This window comes from Flavimaricola marinus, from assembly GCF_900184895.1.
GTDB classification, from domain to species: Bacteria; Pseudomonadota; Alphaproteobacteria; order Rhodobacterales; family Rhodobacteraceae; genus Flavimaricola; species Flavimaricola marinus.
The window spans coordinates 1,382,576-1,398,778 of sequence record NZ_FXZK01000001.1 but is presented as its reverse complement, the minus strand read 5'-3'; the positions used below and the strand labels follow the sequence as shown (position 1 = coordinate 1,398,778).

At 56.1% G+C, this 16,203-nt stretch carries 10 protein-coding genes and 1 tRNA gene; 6 read left to right on the top strand and 5 right to left on the bottom strand.

Annotated features, from left to right (window positions below; translation table 11 throughout):
* Positions 1–1,371 precede the first annotated feature (1,371 nt).
* Genes hsdR through LOM8899_RS23195 form a run of 6 tightly spaced genes read left to right on the top strand, consistent with a single transcriptional unit; the run spans position 1,372 to position 11,343 of the window.
* Entirely contained in the window at positions 1,372–4,725 is a 3,354-nt protein-coding gene (hsdR, locus tag LOM8899_RS06755; RefSeq protein WP_093991304.1) for a type I restriction-modification system endonuclease, read from the top strand.
* Positions 4,722–6,197, top strand: a complete 1,476-nt coding sequence (locus LOM8899_RS06750) for a class I SAM-dependent DNA methyltransferase (RefSeq protein ID WP_093991303.1) — start codon at positions 4,722–4,724, stop codon at positions 6,195–6,197. The genes hsdR and LOM8899_RS06750 overlap by 4 nt, the downstream gene beginning before the upstream one ends.
* Positions 6,194–7,132, top strand: coding sequence for a GIY-YIG nuclease family protein (locus LOM8899_RS06745; protein WP_093991302.1), 939 nt, complete (start codon positions 6,194–6,196; stop codon positions 7,130–7,132). Before LOM8899_RS06750 ends, LOM8899_RS06745 begins: the two co-directional genes overlap by 4 nt.
* Positions 7,129–8,664, top strand: a complete 1,536-nt coding sequence (locus LOM8899_RS06740; protein ID WP_093991301.1) for a restriction endonuclease subunit S — start codon at positions 7,129–7,131, stop codon at positions 8,662–8,664. Before LOM8899_RS06745 ends, LOM8899_RS06740 begins: the two co-directional genes overlap by 4 nt.
* Positions 8,661–10,268: a restriction system-associated AAA family ATPase gene (locus tag LOM8899_RS06735; RefSeq protein ID WP_093991300.1), complete on the top strand. Its 1,608-nt coding sequence runs from the start codon at positions 8,661–8,663 to the stop codon at positions 10,266–10,268. Before LOM8899_RS06740 ends, LOM8899_RS06735 begins: the two co-directional genes overlap by 4 nt.
* A gap of 4 nt (positions 10,269–10,272) precedes the next feature.
* A complete protein-coding gene (locus tag LOM8899_RS23195; RefSeq protein WP_133064984.1) occupies positions 10,273–11,343 on the top strand; it encodes a hypothetical protein in 1,071 nt (356 codons plus the stop codon).
* Positions 11,344–11,357: 14 nt separating this feature from the next.
* Here the strand turns inward: LOM8899_RS23195 and LOM8899_RS06725 are convergent.
* The 5 genes from LOM8899_RS06725 to LOM8899_RS06705 form a co-directional block, all read right to left on the bottom strand.
* Positions 11,358–11,433, bottom strand: a tRNA-Thr gene (locus LOM8899_RS06725).
* Positions 11,434–11,522: 89 nt separating this feature from the next.
* Positions 11,523–12,434, bottom strand: a complete 912-nt coding sequence (locus LOM8899_RS06720; RefSeq protein ID WP_093991298.1) for an endonuclease/exonuclease/phosphatase family protein — start codon at positions 12,432–12,434, stop codon at positions 11,523–11,525.
* A gap of 8 nt (positions 12,435–12,442) precedes the next feature.
* Entirely contained in the window at positions 12,443–13,906 is a 1,464-nt protein-coding gene (locus tag LOM8899_RS06715; RefSeq protein ID WP_093991297.1) for a heme biosynthesis protein HemY, read from the bottom strand.
* 14 nt (positions 13,907–13,920) lie between these two features.
* Entirely contained in the window at positions 13,921–15,327 is a 1,407-nt protein-coding gene (locus LOM8899_RS06710; RefSeq protein WP_093991296.1) for a hypothetical protein, read from the bottom strand.
* 71 nt (positions 15,328–15,398) lie between these two features.
* Positions 15,399–16,064: a uroporphyrinogen-III synthase gene (locus LOM8899_RS06705; protein WP_168770482.1), complete on the bottom strand. Its 666-nt coding sequence runs from the start codon at positions 16,062–16,064 to the stop codon at positions 15,399–15,401.
* Positions 16,065–16,203 lie beyond the last annotated feature (139 nt).

The following is a 16,203-nucleotide window of genomic DNA, read 5'->3' as shown; positions in this document are numbered from 1 at the left end:
CAATGACGGAACCCCATGTGATATTCGACCAAGCTCGTCGGCTCCCCAATCCGATTTGCGCAACAAAGCCACGTGACGGTGAAGAGCTACGTCGTCGGCGTCTTGCGCAAGTACAAGTTGCTGGACAAGCAGAAGGTGTATAAAAAGAAGATGAAGTGCCAGTTTGAAAAGGTGCTTATACTACAGGAGGCACTTATTTTGGTGATGAAGATTGATGGGTAATAACTGAAAGTTCTCTTGGTGCAACTGAGGACAGGCTTGGCTGTTTTTTTATTGGTTACGACTTTCGGCGCCGCTGCCCACTGCCAGGCAACGACCTCATTGTCTGATCGTTATCGGTACAATCTCGAAATGGCCACAAATGAGGGCTGGCTTAGTGCGGAGAGGGATTGCTATAATCCGGATGAGCCTAATAGACTTTCATATTTTCACTGTGTTGAGCGCTTAACGCAATTGAACACTATACTTGAGACGCGAAATTTCTATCTAGGCTCAAGCTGTTCCGAATTATCTGAAAGTTCCAATGATGACGACGGGGAGTCAAGTATTCTCCAGCTTTGTTTGTTTATAATCTCAGATGCGTTTTTCGAAAGGATTAGTCCACAAATTGGCCGACATGAGCGTCTAATTTCCTTCTTGGAACTTTGTGAAAGCCGTATGCGAAGTGGGTTGAGATGCTAGCATTTGACCGATTAAAGGACTTTGCCGATACCTCGACTGCATTTTTTCCAGCGGCCATTTATTGCTTCATTGCAGGACTGATAGTTTTTTTAATTTCTAGAGAGGCCGGTGAACTTACACGGACAATAGGCTCTTGTCTTTCAGCAATACTTGCGAGCTATATCTGGGCGCTTGACAGGTCTGGATCAGTTCTTCTCACAATGACGATCCTCACGGTTGCTTTCATGGGAAACAGCCACCGACTGATAGATCTATTGAATTCTCTACCATACTTTTTCTGGCGTTCACGCTCTGAGAATACTGCAGAACCAAGAATGCCTATTAAGAATCCACAACTTACCGGTGTTAATATTGCACTAATCTCTCTCGCTTTTTTGCTGTTTGGACACTATTTCCAAACCCTCCTCTAGTCACGGCAGGAATTAGAGCGTCGCCTAAGGAATCATTTCATTTCTTCTTTATCGATCCGTCGAACCATAGCGCTCCATTCGTTGGTCGTTGAGCGAAGCGCACAACAGCTTCGACGCCCTCCCAGAACGACACGCAGAAAACAGCTTTGACAAGAAGGAAGAACCTACCGTTCGGTCATCCCGTTCTCCGTGATACTCAACCGTTTGAATTGGCCTGTTTACTTAGCGAGAAGCAAGCGCCGCCATTGTCTTTATCATTATGAATTGCAATAGTTTGTCTATGGAAGGCGCGCGCAGCAACTTTGATTTTCTAGAGGATCTAGATACTGACCTGTCCAGTTTGGGGCGGCTTGCCGAGAGCTATTTTCGCGACGATCCCAGCACGAGTTTGATCAAGATCCGTCAGTTTGGCGAGCGGCTTACCAAGAGGCATGCCGCGTTGATGGGCGTCGAGGTTCTAGAAATCGACACTCAGGCCGATCTGCTCCGCAAGCTAAAGTATGAACGTATGGCACCAGACCGCGTACTGGATGTCTTGCATCACGTCAGAAAGCTGGGAAATGCCGCAGTACATGATGGGCGCGGTGATCATCGTGAAGCCTTGGCATGTTTGAAGATGGCCGTTCAACTTGGTGTCTGGCATGTGCGGGCGACCACTGCCCAACGAAATTTCACACCTGGCCCTTTCATTCCACCAAAGGCACCCGACGCATCTGGGGCTGAGTTGCAGAGCGAACTTGAAAGGTTGAGAGCCGAGCGCAACGACGCGCTTACTGCGGCCCAAAAGGCCGAAGAAGAGAAACAAAGAGCTATCCTTGCGGCCGAGACTGCGGAAGAACGCCACAGGCGGGAAGTAGAGGAACGACGTACGTGGGAGGGACTCGCACAACACGCTGACCGTCAACTCCAAGAGTTGTCCGAGCAAGCCAGCCATCGGTCAACGGCGGAGCGAACCGCGTTTGTTCAGTCGACTGAGGAAGCTGCTGGGGCGGTTGTCCTTGATGAGCACTCCACACGCGCCCTCGTAGACCAACAACTCCGAGATCGGGGCTGGGAGGCTGACACGAGTAAGATAAGGTTTAGCCAGGGGGTTCGGCCCGCAAAGGGACGAAACTTGGCCATAGCCGAATGGCCCACCAAGTCAGGCCCAGCTGATTATGCACTCTTTGTTGGCCAAAGATGCGTGGGCATCGTGGAGGCCAAAAGATATCAAAAGAACATTTCGGCTGCGATTGACCAGGCCGAGCGGTATTCCAAAGGACTTGGATGGGAAGAAAATAAAGAGACCTGGGTTAATGAATACTTTGTGCCATTTGTATTCGCTACGAATGGCAGGCCGTATTTGAAACAAGTGGAAACAGAAAGCGGTATATGGTTTCGCGATATTCGCTTGGCCAATAATCTTCGTCGCCCTCTCATGGGCTGGTTTACCCCTGATGAATTATTCTCACAGTTAGAGGTCGAGAAAGAAAAGGCTCAGGCCGCGCTTGAAAAGCGACGCTTTGACTTTGGCTTTCAGCTTCGTCCCTATCAAAAGGAGGCAATCCAAGCTGTCGAGAAAACCCTGGCCACCGAAAAGCGGGAGATGCTTGTCGCGATGGCGACCGGTACCGGCAAGACAAAGCTGGCAATCGCGATGCTATACCGCCTGCTCTCCACCAAGCGGTTTCGCCGGATTTGTTTTGTGGTCGATCGCTCGGCACTTGGAACGCAGACCAACGACGAGTTTATGAGCACGGCTATTGAAGGGCCAAAAACATTTGGTCAGCTTTTCGGTCTCATGGGCCTTGAGGACATAAAACCAGACTCCGAAACCGGAGTTCATATTTGCACCATCCAAGGATTGGTGAAGCGTGTTCTGTACAACTCCGACCCTGCGGACGTACCACCCATTGGTCAATACGATCTGATGGTGATCGATGAGTGTCACAGAGGATATCTGCTAGACCGTGAGATGTCAGATGCGGAGCTCAGCTTCCGCGGTCAGGATGATTATATTTCCAAGTATCGAAGGGTCTTGGAATACTTCGACGCGGTCAAGATCGGCCTGACTGCGACACCGGCGCTGCACACCGCCCAGATTTTTGGGGATCCAATCTACACTTACTCCTACCGAGAGGCGGTTGTCGATGGATGGCTGATCGACCACGAACCACCAATCCGCTTCCAAACAGCACTCAGCAAGGCTGGGATTCTATTTGAAGCTGGAGACGACGTGGAGGTGATGGACAGTAAGACCGGCGAGGTTGAGAACGTGATTGCGCCTGATGAACTGGAGTTCCAGGTCGAGTCGTTTAACCGAAAAGTCATTACCCAGCCCTTCAACCAAGTGGTTGCCGAAGAGCTTGCCAAGCACATCGACCCCAGCCTCGAAGGCAAGACACTGGTCTTCGCCGCCACCGACGCACACGCCGACATTGTTGTTCATGAACTTAAGAAAGCGTTTGCTGCGCAGTATGGTTCTATCGAGGATGCGGCCATCCGCAAAATCACGGGCAGTGTAGATAAGGTGGGAAAACTGATCCGGTCGTTCCGCAATGATGCCTTTCCTCAGATCGCTGTCACTGTGGACCTGCTGACAACCGGTATTGACGTGCCCAAGATCACGAACCTCGTGTTCATCCGGCGGGTCAACAGCCGCATCCTTTATGAGCAAATGCTAGGGCGCGCCACACGTCGCTGCGACGAAATCGGCAAAGAAGTATTCCGCATCTTCGACGCTGTCGATCTCTACGCTTCACTGCAAGACCTCACCCAGATGAAACCCGTGGCCAGCAATCCCAAGCTGACCTTCGAGCAGCTGTTCGACGAGTTGGCCACCGTGCCCGAAGAGGACCAGCGGGAGCTTGTCCGCGGGCAAGTCCTAGCGAAACTGCACCGAAAATTGCGCAAAATGCCCAGCAAGGTGGCCGAGGCGATCCAAGAACTTACGGGAGAAACGGCACAAGAGTTGCGCGACCGGCTCAAGAACCACACCCCCGAACAGGCAGCAGCCTATGCCAAGAGATTCGCAGGGCTGGGAAAGATACTCGATTGGGACCCCGAAGGGTCTGGCCCAAACCTGATCCCGATCTCCCACCACGAAGACAGCATGCACGCCGTTACCACCGGTTATGGAGAGTATGAGAAGCCCGAAGATTTCCTCGACACCTTTACTTCCTTCGTGAAAAATAACCAGAACCGTATCGCGGCACTTTCGGTCGTCGTACAACGACCTCGCGAGCTGACCCGCGCAGAGTTAAGAAGCCTGCGACTTGAACTCGATAAGATGGGGTTCTCGGAGACCAGCCTTCGCCGCGCCTGGAACGATGCCTCCAACGAAGACATTGCAGCCTCCATCATCGGCTTTGTCCGACAGGCCGCATTGGGAGACGCTTTGATCCCCTTTGAAACCCGCGTCCAGATGGCAACCAAAGCGATCTTGGCTAAGGGCAAATGGAGCGACCCGCAGAAGACCTGGCTCCGTCGTATCGCCGAACAAATCACCAAAGAAATCGTCGTAGACCGCGAAAGCATCGATCAGGGCACCTTTGCTGCACAAGGAGGTTTTAATCGGCTCAACCGGGTGTTTAATGGTGAACTTGAAAACATCCTTAGCGATTTCAATGAAGAACTCTGGAAAGTGAGCGCATGAACCCGAATACCGCCGAAATCGTCGCCAAGCTTTGGCGTGAATGTAAAACGCTCCAATCCGCGGGTGTCTCCTACTCGAATTATGTCAACGAGCTGACATACCTTCTGTTTCTGAAGATGCTTGAGGAGACAGGACAGGAAGAACGGCTGCCGAATGGGCATTCATGGCGCAAACTGGCGACTATCGAGGGCGGAGATCAGCTTAGATACTACAAAGCGATGCTGCTAGAACTAGGCAACCCCGAGGAAACTAAAGACCCGGTCACGTTGGCGATCTTCACCGATGCTATGACGCATTTGCGCTTGCCCAAGGATCTCAAGACGCTGACCACAAACATTGATAAGCTTGATTGGTTCTCGGCCCGTCAAGATGGGCTTGGCGATCTTTACGAAGGGCTCCTCGAAAAAACCACCTCGGCCACCAAGTCCAAGGCTGGCCAGTACTTCACACCTCGCGCGCTCATCGACAGCATCATTCGCCTCGTCAAACCCCAAGCTGGGGAAGTGGTCCAAGACCCCGCCGCAGGCACCGGCGGGTTTCTGATCGCTGCCGACCAGTACATCAAGGATGCCACCGACGACCTGTTTAAGCTGTCAGAGGCACAGGGCCACTTTCAGCGACACCAGGCCTTTGTTGGCCACGAGTGGGTGCCGGACACACACCGCTTGTGTGTGATGAACATGATACTCCACGGGATCGAAAGCCTCGTGGGATGCGAAGACACCTGCGCGCCTCAAGGCGAAACCATGGGCAAAGCGGATGTAATCCTTACCAACCCGCCGTTTAACAAGATGTCCGGTAACGTAAATAGGCCTGACTTTACGTTGACGGCCGGAGAGCGTGTTGGTCCGATGCCCTTCCTAGAGCACGCCATCCGCAGCCTGAAGAAGGGCGGGCGCTGCGCCATTGTCATGCCTGACAACATCCTCTTTGGCGACGGAACGGGGACTGCGCTGCGCCGCTTCCTGATGGTGAACTGCAACTTGCACACCATCCTGCGGTTGCCCACGGGCATCTTTTATGCGCAAGGCGTGAAGACAAATGTGCTCTTCTTCACCCGGGTCACGGACAAGGTTTATCCTGCAGATCATAAGCAGCAGGGTACCAAGGCGGTCTGGTTCTATGACTTGCGTGCCAACATGCAATCCTTTGGTAAAACCAACGCGCTGACGGAACAACACTTCGCAGAATTCGAAAATCTATACGGCCCCGATCCCCTTGGCGGCTCCGAACGGAAGGACGAGGGCGAGAACAGCCGCTGGCGACACCTCACCCGCGAGCAGATTGCCGAGCGCGGCGACAACCTCGATTGGTCTTGGCTGCGCGACGAAAGCGGAGACCCCGAAGATGAAATGACCGAACCCGACGAGATCGCTGCCGCGATCATGGGCCACCTTAGGGCCGCGCTGGATGAGATCGAAGCGCTAAGCGAAGAGCTGGAAGAATCCACAGCCGTCGAGGCCGCCGAATGAGCGCTGGTGAGACCTTTGGCCGAACGATCCAGCTTTTCCTGGTGGACGGAAAACCAAGTGGACTGCGTAAAGCCACCATCCACGGGTGGACAGGGCTACTCTTCGTCAGCGGCGCATCCGCGTTTGGTGAGCTGACCGCACGGGATGAAGTGGACCGCACTGGCATCTACATCCTTTCTGGACCTGATCCTGAACGGACAGGCAGCACCAGAGTGTACATCGGCTCTGGTAACTCTGTCGCCGAACGGATCAAGCAAAGCGCTCTGAAACGCGACTTTTGGGAAACCGCAATCACCATCACCACCAGCGATGATGATCTGTCGAAGGGCCACGCTGAATTCCTTGAGGCACGTTTAATCGAGCTGACGGCGCAGGCGGGTCGTGTGACCCTCGACAATGGTACCCAGCCGGATACCAGCCGTCGCCGTCTCCCCGAAGCCGATGTAGCTAACATGGAGCAATTCTTAGCCAACTTAAGGATCATCTTGCCGGTGATCGGTCTGGATATGCTGAAACCCCAGCCTCGCGCCGTCAGTCAGACTGCAACACCGGTGGAAGAGCGGACCACGGGTGAAGTCCACTTTGAAATTCGACACAAGAGCGGCGTTCAAGCCACGGCTGTAGAAGAGGAAGGCGAATTCATCGTGCTGGAAGGTTCCGAGTCGCTGACTGGTACTGGGCACGTGCAGCAAAGCTATGGCGGGCTGAAAGAAAAGCTGATCGCTGATGGCGTGCTGATCCCACATTGGCCTGATCAGAATGGAAGTAAGCTTCGCTTTGCCAAGCCCTGGTCATTCAACAGCCCCTCAGCGGCTGCTGCAGTTGTTCTAGATCGCAACAGCAACGGGCGAATTGAGTGGAAGGTCAAAGGCTCCAAGCAGACTTACCATGATTGGCAGCAGGCTCAGGCAGCGAAGCAGGAGGCAGCGGAATGAGCGAGCTTCCTGAGGGCTGGGCGCTAGGCCGCATCGACGAATCCAATGGCGTTGGAGGAGTTTCGACCGATGGTGACTGGATAGAAAGTAAAGACCAAGACCCAAATGGCGATGTTAGACTGATTCAGCTTCAAGACATCGGCGATGGATACTTTGTCGACAAGTCAGCGCGGTTTCTTACAAAAGATAGAGCGGAAGAGCTGAACTGTACGTTTCTCAGAGCCGGGGATGTTTTGATAGCTCGGATGCCTGATCCGCTTGGTCGCGCTTGCCGTTTTCCAGACATAAACCAAGAAGCTGTCACAGCGGTCGATGTTCATGTATGGCGACCCGGCGAGTTGTCGGCGGATCCGGACTATGTGAAGTACTGCATCAATTCGCCGGAAATCCGAGCTGCACTTCAGTCACAGGCTTCTGGGACAACACGACAGCGTGTCGCCGGGGGCAAATTGAAAGCCCAAGAAATCCCAGTCCCTCCACTCCTCGAGCAACGGCGGATTGTGAGGAAGCTCGACACCCTCAGCGCCCGCACCGCCGCCGCCCGCACCCACCTCACCGCCATCGCAAAGCTGGTGGAGAAATATAAGCATGGATTTCTTAGCCTGATCTTTGAGAATCTAGAGCGGCCAACAGATGAGCTTCGGGAACTGACATCCCTCGTCACCAGTGGCTCACGCGGCTGGGCTAAATACTACTCTGATGATGGACCATTGTTCATTCGGGTTGGGGATACCCGCAGGGGAAGCCCAGTTTTAGACCTATCGGATGTTCAGCACGTCCGGCCTCCGGATGACGGTGAAGGAAAACGCACGAAACTCGTTGCAGGTGATCTTGTTATTTCAATTACTGCCGACCTAGGGCGCGTCGGTGTGGTTCCGGGTGGAGTTGAAGAGGCATATGTTAATCAGCACATCGCGCTTGTGCGGCCTCATGAGGTCGAGAGTTCTAAATTCATTGCATGGTATCTCATTTCACCTCCGGGCCAGGTGCAGCTATTTGAAAATGATAGGGGAGCGACGAAGGCGGGTCTAGGCTTGGACGATATTCGAGATGTGATGATCCCGCGTTGTAAACGTGAAGAACAACGCGCAATCGTTAAACAGATCGAAACCGCTTTTGCCACGATAGACCGCCTCGCCGCCGAGGCCGAAAAAGCCCTGACGCTCACCGACCGGTTGGATCAACGCATCCTCGCCAAAGCCTTCGCGGGCGAACTTGTCCCACAAAACCCAAACGACGAACCGGCCAGCGTTCTGCTCGACCGCATCCGCGAGGCCCGCGCCAACGCGCCCAAACGAAAAAGACAACCCGGGAAGCCGCGTACGATGAAGAAGAAACCTAACCTGGCGAGTCTTTTGGATGACTGGCCGTCCACAGGATTGACCTTCGAAGAGCTGAGAGGGCGTTCGTCGGGAACTTATGAGCAAGTGAAGGAAGAACTCTTTGATCTGATGACGGGTGACCAACCAAGGATCCGTCAGGAGTTCGATGCGAGTGAGAAGACGATGCGCCTCAAGAAGGTTGGTTCATGAGGCTTGTCCACCTTGAGATCATAGAAGCGGCAAGCTGCGGCGGATTGCTCGACGGCTTCTCGGTGGACCTCTACCGCCCCGCTACTGAGTCCAATCAGGCTTTGCGTCCACTTTGCTTGCTTGGTCACAATGGTTCGGGGAAATCCCAGTTTTTGCAGGTCGTTGCGGAGATCTTTCAAGCAGCCTGGCACACACACAAGCCTGAAGAGGAACGCGCGGAGGCGAATCCTGGGCTACTATTTAAGCTGGCTTATGAGACCACCGATGCAGATGGCGCAAAACCTCAGCGGGTCAGGATTTCTCGCACGTCAGAAACGAAGCCGCGTGAAGCCGTTCGGATGGAGCTTCATGATGGTGACGACTATCGCGTGGTCGCGGACCCGAGTTCACCTGAATATGGAAAGCACCTTCCGTCCTCGGTTGTGGGGTACACGTCTGGCGACAACGAAACGCTCAGTTTGCCCTTCTCCGTCAGCCGCTCAGAGTATGCCGAAGGGGTTCGAAACGCGGCGATGCCTGATGCAGCGCCTGGGACGACAGTTCCAGACAATCGCCTCCTACTGATCGACTACGGCACCCACCTCGAAGTTCTCATTGCCAACCTGATGATAGGGGAGCCAGACCTTAGGTCTGCATTGATTGAGCACGCAAAACTTGAGAAGCTCTCGTCTTGGCGATGCATAATTCAGTTGAACCACTCTGGGTCGCCGAATGCGCCGAGAGGCGCAAAAAGCGGGCGGAAGGGCATCCAGCTTACCGACGAACTTGAACAGTATATTGACCAACTGAAGCGATGCGCCACTTGCTGGGACTACCAAGAGAAGCCGGAAATCTACACGTTTGACTTTCTGGTCGATGAGGCGTCGCGTGAAGGCTTCAGGACATTCTGGGAGAGCCCGAGCAATCTGTATAGGTCGATCCATAAACTAGCGATGCTCAACGACTTGATGATCTCGAAGGGCTCGCGCAACCGGATCAAACGCGACATTGAAAAGCGACACTTCGCGGCACGCCTCCCAGAACCACAAGAAGAAAGCAAAGTCTTCCGGTTTGAGGAGGTTCGCTTCAGCAAATTGAACAAGGACGGAAAGCAAGAGCAGGTAGACTACGTATCTCTGTCCGATGGCGAGCACCAACAAGCCCAAGTTTTTGGAATGTTCGCAATGATGCGGGAGCCCAGGACGCTCTTCTTATTGGATGAGCCCGAATCGCACTTCAATCCGCAGTGGCGGGTGAAGTTCATATCTCGCCTTACGAACTTGCCAGTTGACGGTTTGTTTGATCAGGAAATCATACTCACATCCCATGCCCCTTTTGTTGCCTCTGATTTGACCCGTGATCACGTTAGGATCTTTTCAAAGACGAACGGCGAGCTGGATGTATCTAAGCCCGAGATTGAGACGTTTGGAGCGACCTTCGACCGGATCTTGAGCCACTGTTTCGGTGTGGAACCGCCCATTTCACAAGTGGCGCGCGAGGAGATCGAGCGCTTAACAACACAGGGAACGGCCCAAGAAATCGAGGAAGCACTGCCGAGCATAGGTAGCTCAGTGGAACGAGCTTTACTTGCTGACCGATTGCTAAACTTGAAAAACGCCAATTGATAACATGCTGGCAACGTATCCGATTGAGGCAACCGAAGAGAATTGGCTCAGCGCCTGCCTAACCGAAGCTATACTGTCGCGATTAGCGCAACTCGACGCAGGCGAGGAATCTGCTGTATTTCCTGCTGATGTAGAAGAGGATTATCGAGAAATTATTGGCCGGTTTACAGGCATCGTCGATCGGTTCAACACGCTTGCTGACGCACTGGCAAATTTGAACGCAGAAGAGAGAAGTGCAGTTCGTAATGCAATCGAGACACAGAATAGAATACCAGACATATTTGACGGTGAAACAGAGTGTTTTGTGTGTAACGACACATTGCCTGGGGTTCACGCTCTATCAAGAAGGCTTTTCGAATTCAGCTTTGGCGCACTATCAAGGATAAAGTCTCATGGGGCCGAATCCTCGGTTCGCGATCTTCATTACGCAATTGCCTACGACCACCTCTCAAAAAAATGTTGCCCATTTTGCGGCATGGAGAGACTAGAACCGCACCACCCCGACATTCCTAGGCCTGACCTCGATCACTATCTTGCAATATCCCGATATCCGTTCTGTGGAGTTAATCTAAGGAACCTCACTCCGATGGGTGACCGATGCAACTCGTCCTACAAATTAGCCGAGGACATTTTGCACGATGAACACGGCAATCGGTTGCCATGCTATGACCCTTATGGCGATGTCACGACAGAGATTTCGCTGGCGGGGAGTGTCATTGTCGGTAGCCCTGCCGGAGTGCCCGTCTGGAGTTTGCAGTTAGAGCCAGCGACGCCGCAGACCGAAAACTGGAACCGCGTTTTTAGAATAGAGTTACGCTTGGAGCAGAGTCTAAGAGCAGAATTCTCCGGTTGGGTGACCGAGATCGGTGGGGTTCTTCGAGGCTTGGGCTACGATCTAGACGCTCCAGAACAAGTCGCAGAGGGGCTGAATCGATACCGGGCGATCTGCGGCACCGAAACGCTGCCTGGTATTGGCCACTTGAAAGCAGAAGTAGTTTCTTTGCTCATTGAAGCTTTGGGAACGGATGAGCTTCGAGAACGAACGCACACCTTCATCAAAGAAGCCGCGATGTAGTTCCGAACTAGAAGTGGTGCCGCTGAAGGGACTCGAACCCCCGACCCCATCATTACGAATGACGTGCTCTACCAGCTGAGCTACAGCGGCCTGCCAACCCGGTTGGGCGTGCAATCGGCTCCATTTGCATTGATCCTGATCGCTTTGCAAGTCCCCAGTGGCAAAAACCGACGCAGAGCCTAGTCCATCCAGTAGTCCGCAAGCACCGGATAATGATCCGACGGCCACTCTCCGTCGAAGCGATAGCGCAGAACCACCGGATCGGCAGCCAGACGCACGCCGGGAGTTGCGCCGATATGATCGATGGCGCCAAACAGATTGACCCCACGGTTCAGGTGATAGGTCGCGCCTTCAACCGGAGCAAAGCTGACGCCGGCGGCTTCCAGTCGCTGCATGGTCGCCGAACCATGCCAAGCGTTGAGGTCGCCCAAGAGAAAGGCCGTGCCGCCAGCTTGTGTAAACGGCAGCATCCGATCTCTGACCAAGGCGGCGGACAGCAAGCGGTTGGACCGGCTGCTGTATTCAAAGTGGACGTTGTAGACACGAAAGACTTCGCCATTGGACCGATCCCGAAACTCCGCCCACGAGGCAAAGGCCGGATAGGATCCGTTGAACGTACGGGAATAGATCACATCCGGCGTGTCGGAAAAGAAGAACCACCCCTGATCGAGCAGCTCCAACCGGTCGCGGCGAAACAGGATCGGCTGGGTGGAGGGAAACTCCCGAAAGTCGCCGACGGCGGCGGCGGCATAGCCGGGGTTTTGCGACAGCAGCCATTCGAGCGTCAAATTGAGATTGCTGTCGTCGCGGCCGGCAAAGCTCTCCATCTCCTGAAAGGCGACGAGGTCCGCATTCATCACCTTGAAGGCGGCGTCCAGCGCATCCTTGCGACGCTCCCAGTCCGCGACGGACCAGGCCCCTTCGGCCCTGTTCAGGATGATGTAATGCACATTGTGCGTCGCCACGCGCAGGGTGCCGTCGATCCGGGCCGGTAGCGCCGAGACGCCTGAAAAGGACATCATCAGGATACCTAGGATCGCCAAGACACAAGCCATGACGATCCCGGCGCCCTTTACCACCGCACGCAGCATGGGCGAGCCTACTTCGCCGGTTCTTCGGTCGTGTCGGCAGCGTCGCCGCCCGTGGAAACGGCGTCTTCCGCTTCGGCCTCGGGCGTTTCGTCATTCGACGGGCCAACGATCAGAGGCAGCATCTCCGTGCCTCCGGGCATGGCCACTTCACCTGCCGGCGGCGTCCGCCAGCTGAGCGTGTCAAAGCCGTGGCAATTGGTGCAGACCGGGGCCCAGTTGGCGTGGATATGCTGGCAGTTGTCGCAGACCCATTGCGGGCCGCGCGGTGCGGTCAACGCCCGGGTCAGCCAGCCGCGAACGACAGTATCATCCGCACCCTGACCACGCTCGATGGCCGCCATCAGCGTCAGGTTGCGCGCCGTCGGGTCTGTCTCCACCAGATTGCCCAAAGCACGTTTCGCCGCCGGGAAATCCTCCGCCGCGATCTGTAGCTCAGCCAGCAACATCTTGGTTTCCGGATGTTCGGGCTTCAGACGGGTCAGCGCGGCAAAGCGCTTCAACCGGGCCTTCGGGTCCTCGTTGGGAGCGATTTCCGCGAATGCGGCGGCCAGATCGGGATGCGGCTGCACATCCCACGCCTTCTTTAGGACGCGGGTGGCATAGCGGGCATTGCCTTGTTCGATATAGCCACGGGCGGCCATCGCAGCAGCCGGGATCAAATCGGGCGACATGCGGTTCGCCTCGATCGCGGCCTCACGCACTTCGATGCTGCTCTTGTCGCTGAGCACATCCTTGGCCTCGGACAGGGCTAGAACCGCATCGCGGCGCTTGTGGACTTCACGCGGCAGGGTGCCGGTCTTGAGCTTCTGGCCCAAGGTCAGACGGGCACCCGCCCAATCGTGGCTCTCGGCCTGCAACCTCAAGAGCAGGTCCTGAGTTTCGGCGTGGCCGGGCTTGATCTCGAACGCCTTGCGGGCGAGCTTCAGCGCCGTCTCGGTATCACCATCCTCCAGACGTTGCTTCATGATGCCGCGAACCCCGACGAACCGGGTTTTCTGATCCTGCAACAACAGCTTGTAGGTGGCCTCGGCCTTTTTGCGGTCACCGGCCAGTTCTGCCGCCTGCGCCGTCAGAAGGTTCGTCAGGTCTGGGCGATCAAGATACTTGTCCGCCTTCTTGGCCTTGATCATCGCCACGTCGCCTTCACCGGAGGCGAGCGCCATCATGCCCTCGGACAGCGCCTCGAACCCCTTGCGCTCGCGGTTGCGGGTGAAATAGCGAGACACCGCCGTTTCATCTCCGTTGATAAACCGCAGCACCGCAATGAGCAGGCCGACGAGCTTGAGCGTCAGCCAGACGAGAAACACCAGCACGATAAAGCCGATGGTCAATTCCAGCGGACTGAGCGTCAACTCAATGCCCGCGACAGTGATTTCGGCCCCACCAGAGACTTCCATCAGGCGGGCGGCGCCGAACGTGGCAGCTGTGACAACGGCAACGAAGGCCAGGATTTTGATCAGGGACCAGAGCATCTTTGGGGGCGCCTTCAGTTGTTCATTGATTGATCAAGGGATTCGACAGCCGCCATCGCGGCCATGCGTGCCTCGGCCTGGCCGATCCAGTCGGCCATCTCGACCCGAGAGACCTCCGGAAGGCTCTCGATTTCGGCCATTGCGTCGGTCAGTCGGTTCTCGGTCAGCGCCGCACCTGCCCGCGACAGGATCGCATCGGGGTCGTCGCCGTCGCGCGGGGCCACGCTGCGCACATCGAACTGATTGCGCAGGAATGCGGTCACGGGATTGATGTCGCGGTCCGCCTCGCCGGATGAACGCGCAGCGGCAAGCGCAGCACGGGCAGCCGCAGGGAACGTGTCCTTGAGATCGGAGATCGTCGGGACACCCGTTGCGGCGACATCAGAGAGAGCGGCGGGGGCTTCGGTTCCTGCCTCGGTCAGATCGGAAAGAGCCGCGTCAAACGGCGTGCCGGAATCCAATGCGACCTGAACCCGGGCCAAAGCGGCACGCACGACGGCCTGTTCGGCAGCCTCGGCGGCATTCTGCTCCACCTCTTGCGCCGCGGCGCGTGACGCTTCCAGATCGGCCTGCGCATTGGTGGCGATTTCCTGCAAACGGTCCTGCTGGGCGGCAATCTCCGCGCGGATCGTATCGAGCTCGCGCTCCCATGATGCAATCGCCGTTTCCGCCAGCGTGCCATCCTCGGTCGGGGCGCGCTCAACGGCCGTCAGGCGTTCGTCCAGAGACGCGAGGCCACCGCCGACTTCGTCAAGCCGTGTCGTCAGGGCAGAAACCGAGGCATTGGCCTCGCCTAGCCCGGTTTCCAGCGGCCCGAGGTCGGTCACATCCGTCGGGATCGCGGCAATTTGGGATTCAAGCTCGGCGATCTTGTTCGACTGGTCCGCGATGCGATCCGCCAGAATTGACCCTTGCTGGCCGAAATAGAACCACGCAGCACCAAATCCCAGCGCGGCGGCAACGATACCACCGAGCACGAGCGGCACAAAGCCGACTTTCTGCACCGTCACTTCGGGTGTCGGTATCGGGGCTGGAGGGGTAGGTACCGGCTCGCGAGTAGACGACGGCTCGTCGGAGGAGGGTGCCTCCGGCGACGGGTCTGTTACGTCCTCGTCGGGTGCCGACAAAACTTCCGCAACCTCTTCGACATCACTGGGTTCAGTCGGCTCTTCGGCCGCCGTTTCACCTTCGTCCGAGGGTGCTACCACCTCTTCTTCGACGGCGGCCTCGTCTTTGGCGGGATCGTCGGCAAGTTCAGGTGCGGCCTGGTCGGTCACGTCGGCATCGGCTGGTGCCTCGTCCGGCGATTTGGAGGGCGCGGACTCATCGGTCACCTCGATGGCGTCTTCAACCGTTTCCTCGTCAACGACGGGGCCCTTGGGGCCAGAATTATTGGCGGTCGTCTTGGTCTTGCGTGCCACGTGATCCCCCTTCGGACGCGGTGCCCTGTTTTGCCGGACACTCTGCAACCTAGCCCGCCCGCCCGGTGCTCTCAAGGACCGCTGGCTAATGAAATTGCGTCAATTGCGTCGCGGGTGGCATGACACATCGCTTCGCCGTTGGGCTGCTCAGCCAGAACAAGGCGGACGGGCCTCAGTATTTCGGCTGCATTCGCGACCGCCTCACTGATCGCGACCACTGTCAGAGGTGCATCGAACGGACCCTGCTCGGCAAGAATAGACACTGTTCTTGGCGAAAACAGCGGCAAAACAAGCGGTTTGTCGGCGGAAAGCGCAAAACGAGCCTGTTGGGTCAATGGCACCGAGGCCTGACGATATCCGACGCGACCGTAGCAAGATACACCCGCCGCGGTCAGACCCTCGACGACATCGCCGGTTTTATGGGCACCATGTAAATGCAGCAGGGGGCCCTCGGGACGGCGGTCCAAAATCATCCGGATAAGCGCTGACGAATCGCCCTTGGCCGAGATCGGATCGAATCCGGCAACCCTTGCCGCCTCTGCCGTTCTGTCGCCGACACACCATGCGGTCATACCCTTGGGCAGGCCCGCGCGGCGGGCGGCATCAACACCGTGTGCAGAGGTCAGGATCAAGCCAGCGGGCATCACCTCGATGGTCGGATCGACCGGCTCTATGGCGATCAACGGAGAAAGTATGGTCGGAACCGGATGGCCTAGCGCACTGATCACCTGCAACACGAAATCCGCACCCGAAGGTTCTGGCCGGGTGATCAGGAGGGTCGCGTTTGGCTGTTGCATGTGGATGGCGTAGTGCTCCTGCCATTGTTCGGACCACTGGCGAGTGTTACCTCATCGGCACCGACACGCAACCGGAACC

What these genes read in the sequence shown, in the direction of transcription:
- LOM8899_RS06740 (WP_093991301.1), top strand. Translation starts at nt 7,129, where the DNA reads ATGAGCGAGCTTCCTGAGGGCTGGGCGCTAGGCCGCATCGACGAATCC.
- hsdR (WP_093991304.1), top strand. Translation starts at nt 1,372, where the DNA reads ATGGAAGGCGCGCGCAGCAACTTTGATTTTCTAGAGGATCTAGATACT.
- LOM8899_RS06745 (WP_093991302.1), top strand. Translation starts at nt 6,194, where the DNA reads ATGAGCGCTGGTGAGACCTTTGGCCGAACGATCCAGCTTTTCCTGGTG.
- LOM8899_RS06715 (WP_093991297.1), bottom strand. Translation starts at nt 13,906, where the DNA reads ATGCTCTGGTCCCTGATCAAAATCCTGGCCTTCGTTGCCGTTGTCACA.
- LOM8899_RS06735 (WP_093991300.1), top strand. Translation starts at nt 8,661, where the DNA reads ATGAGGCTTGTCCACCTTGAGATCATAGAAGCGGCAAGCTGCGGCGGA.
- LOM8899_RS06750 (WP_093991303.1), top strand. Translation starts at nt 4,722, where the DNA reads ATGAACCCGAATACCGCCGAAATCGTCGCCAAGCTTTGGCGTGAATGT.
- LOM8899_RS06720 (WP_093991298.1), bottom strand. Translation starts at nt 12,434, where the DNA reads ATGCTGCGTGCGGTGGTAAAGGGCGCCGGGATCGTCATGGCTTGTGTC.
- LOM8899_RS23195 (WP_133064984.1), top strand. Translation starts at nt 10,273, where the DNA reads ATGCTGGCAACGTATCCGATTGAGGCAACCGAAGAGAATTGGCTCAGC.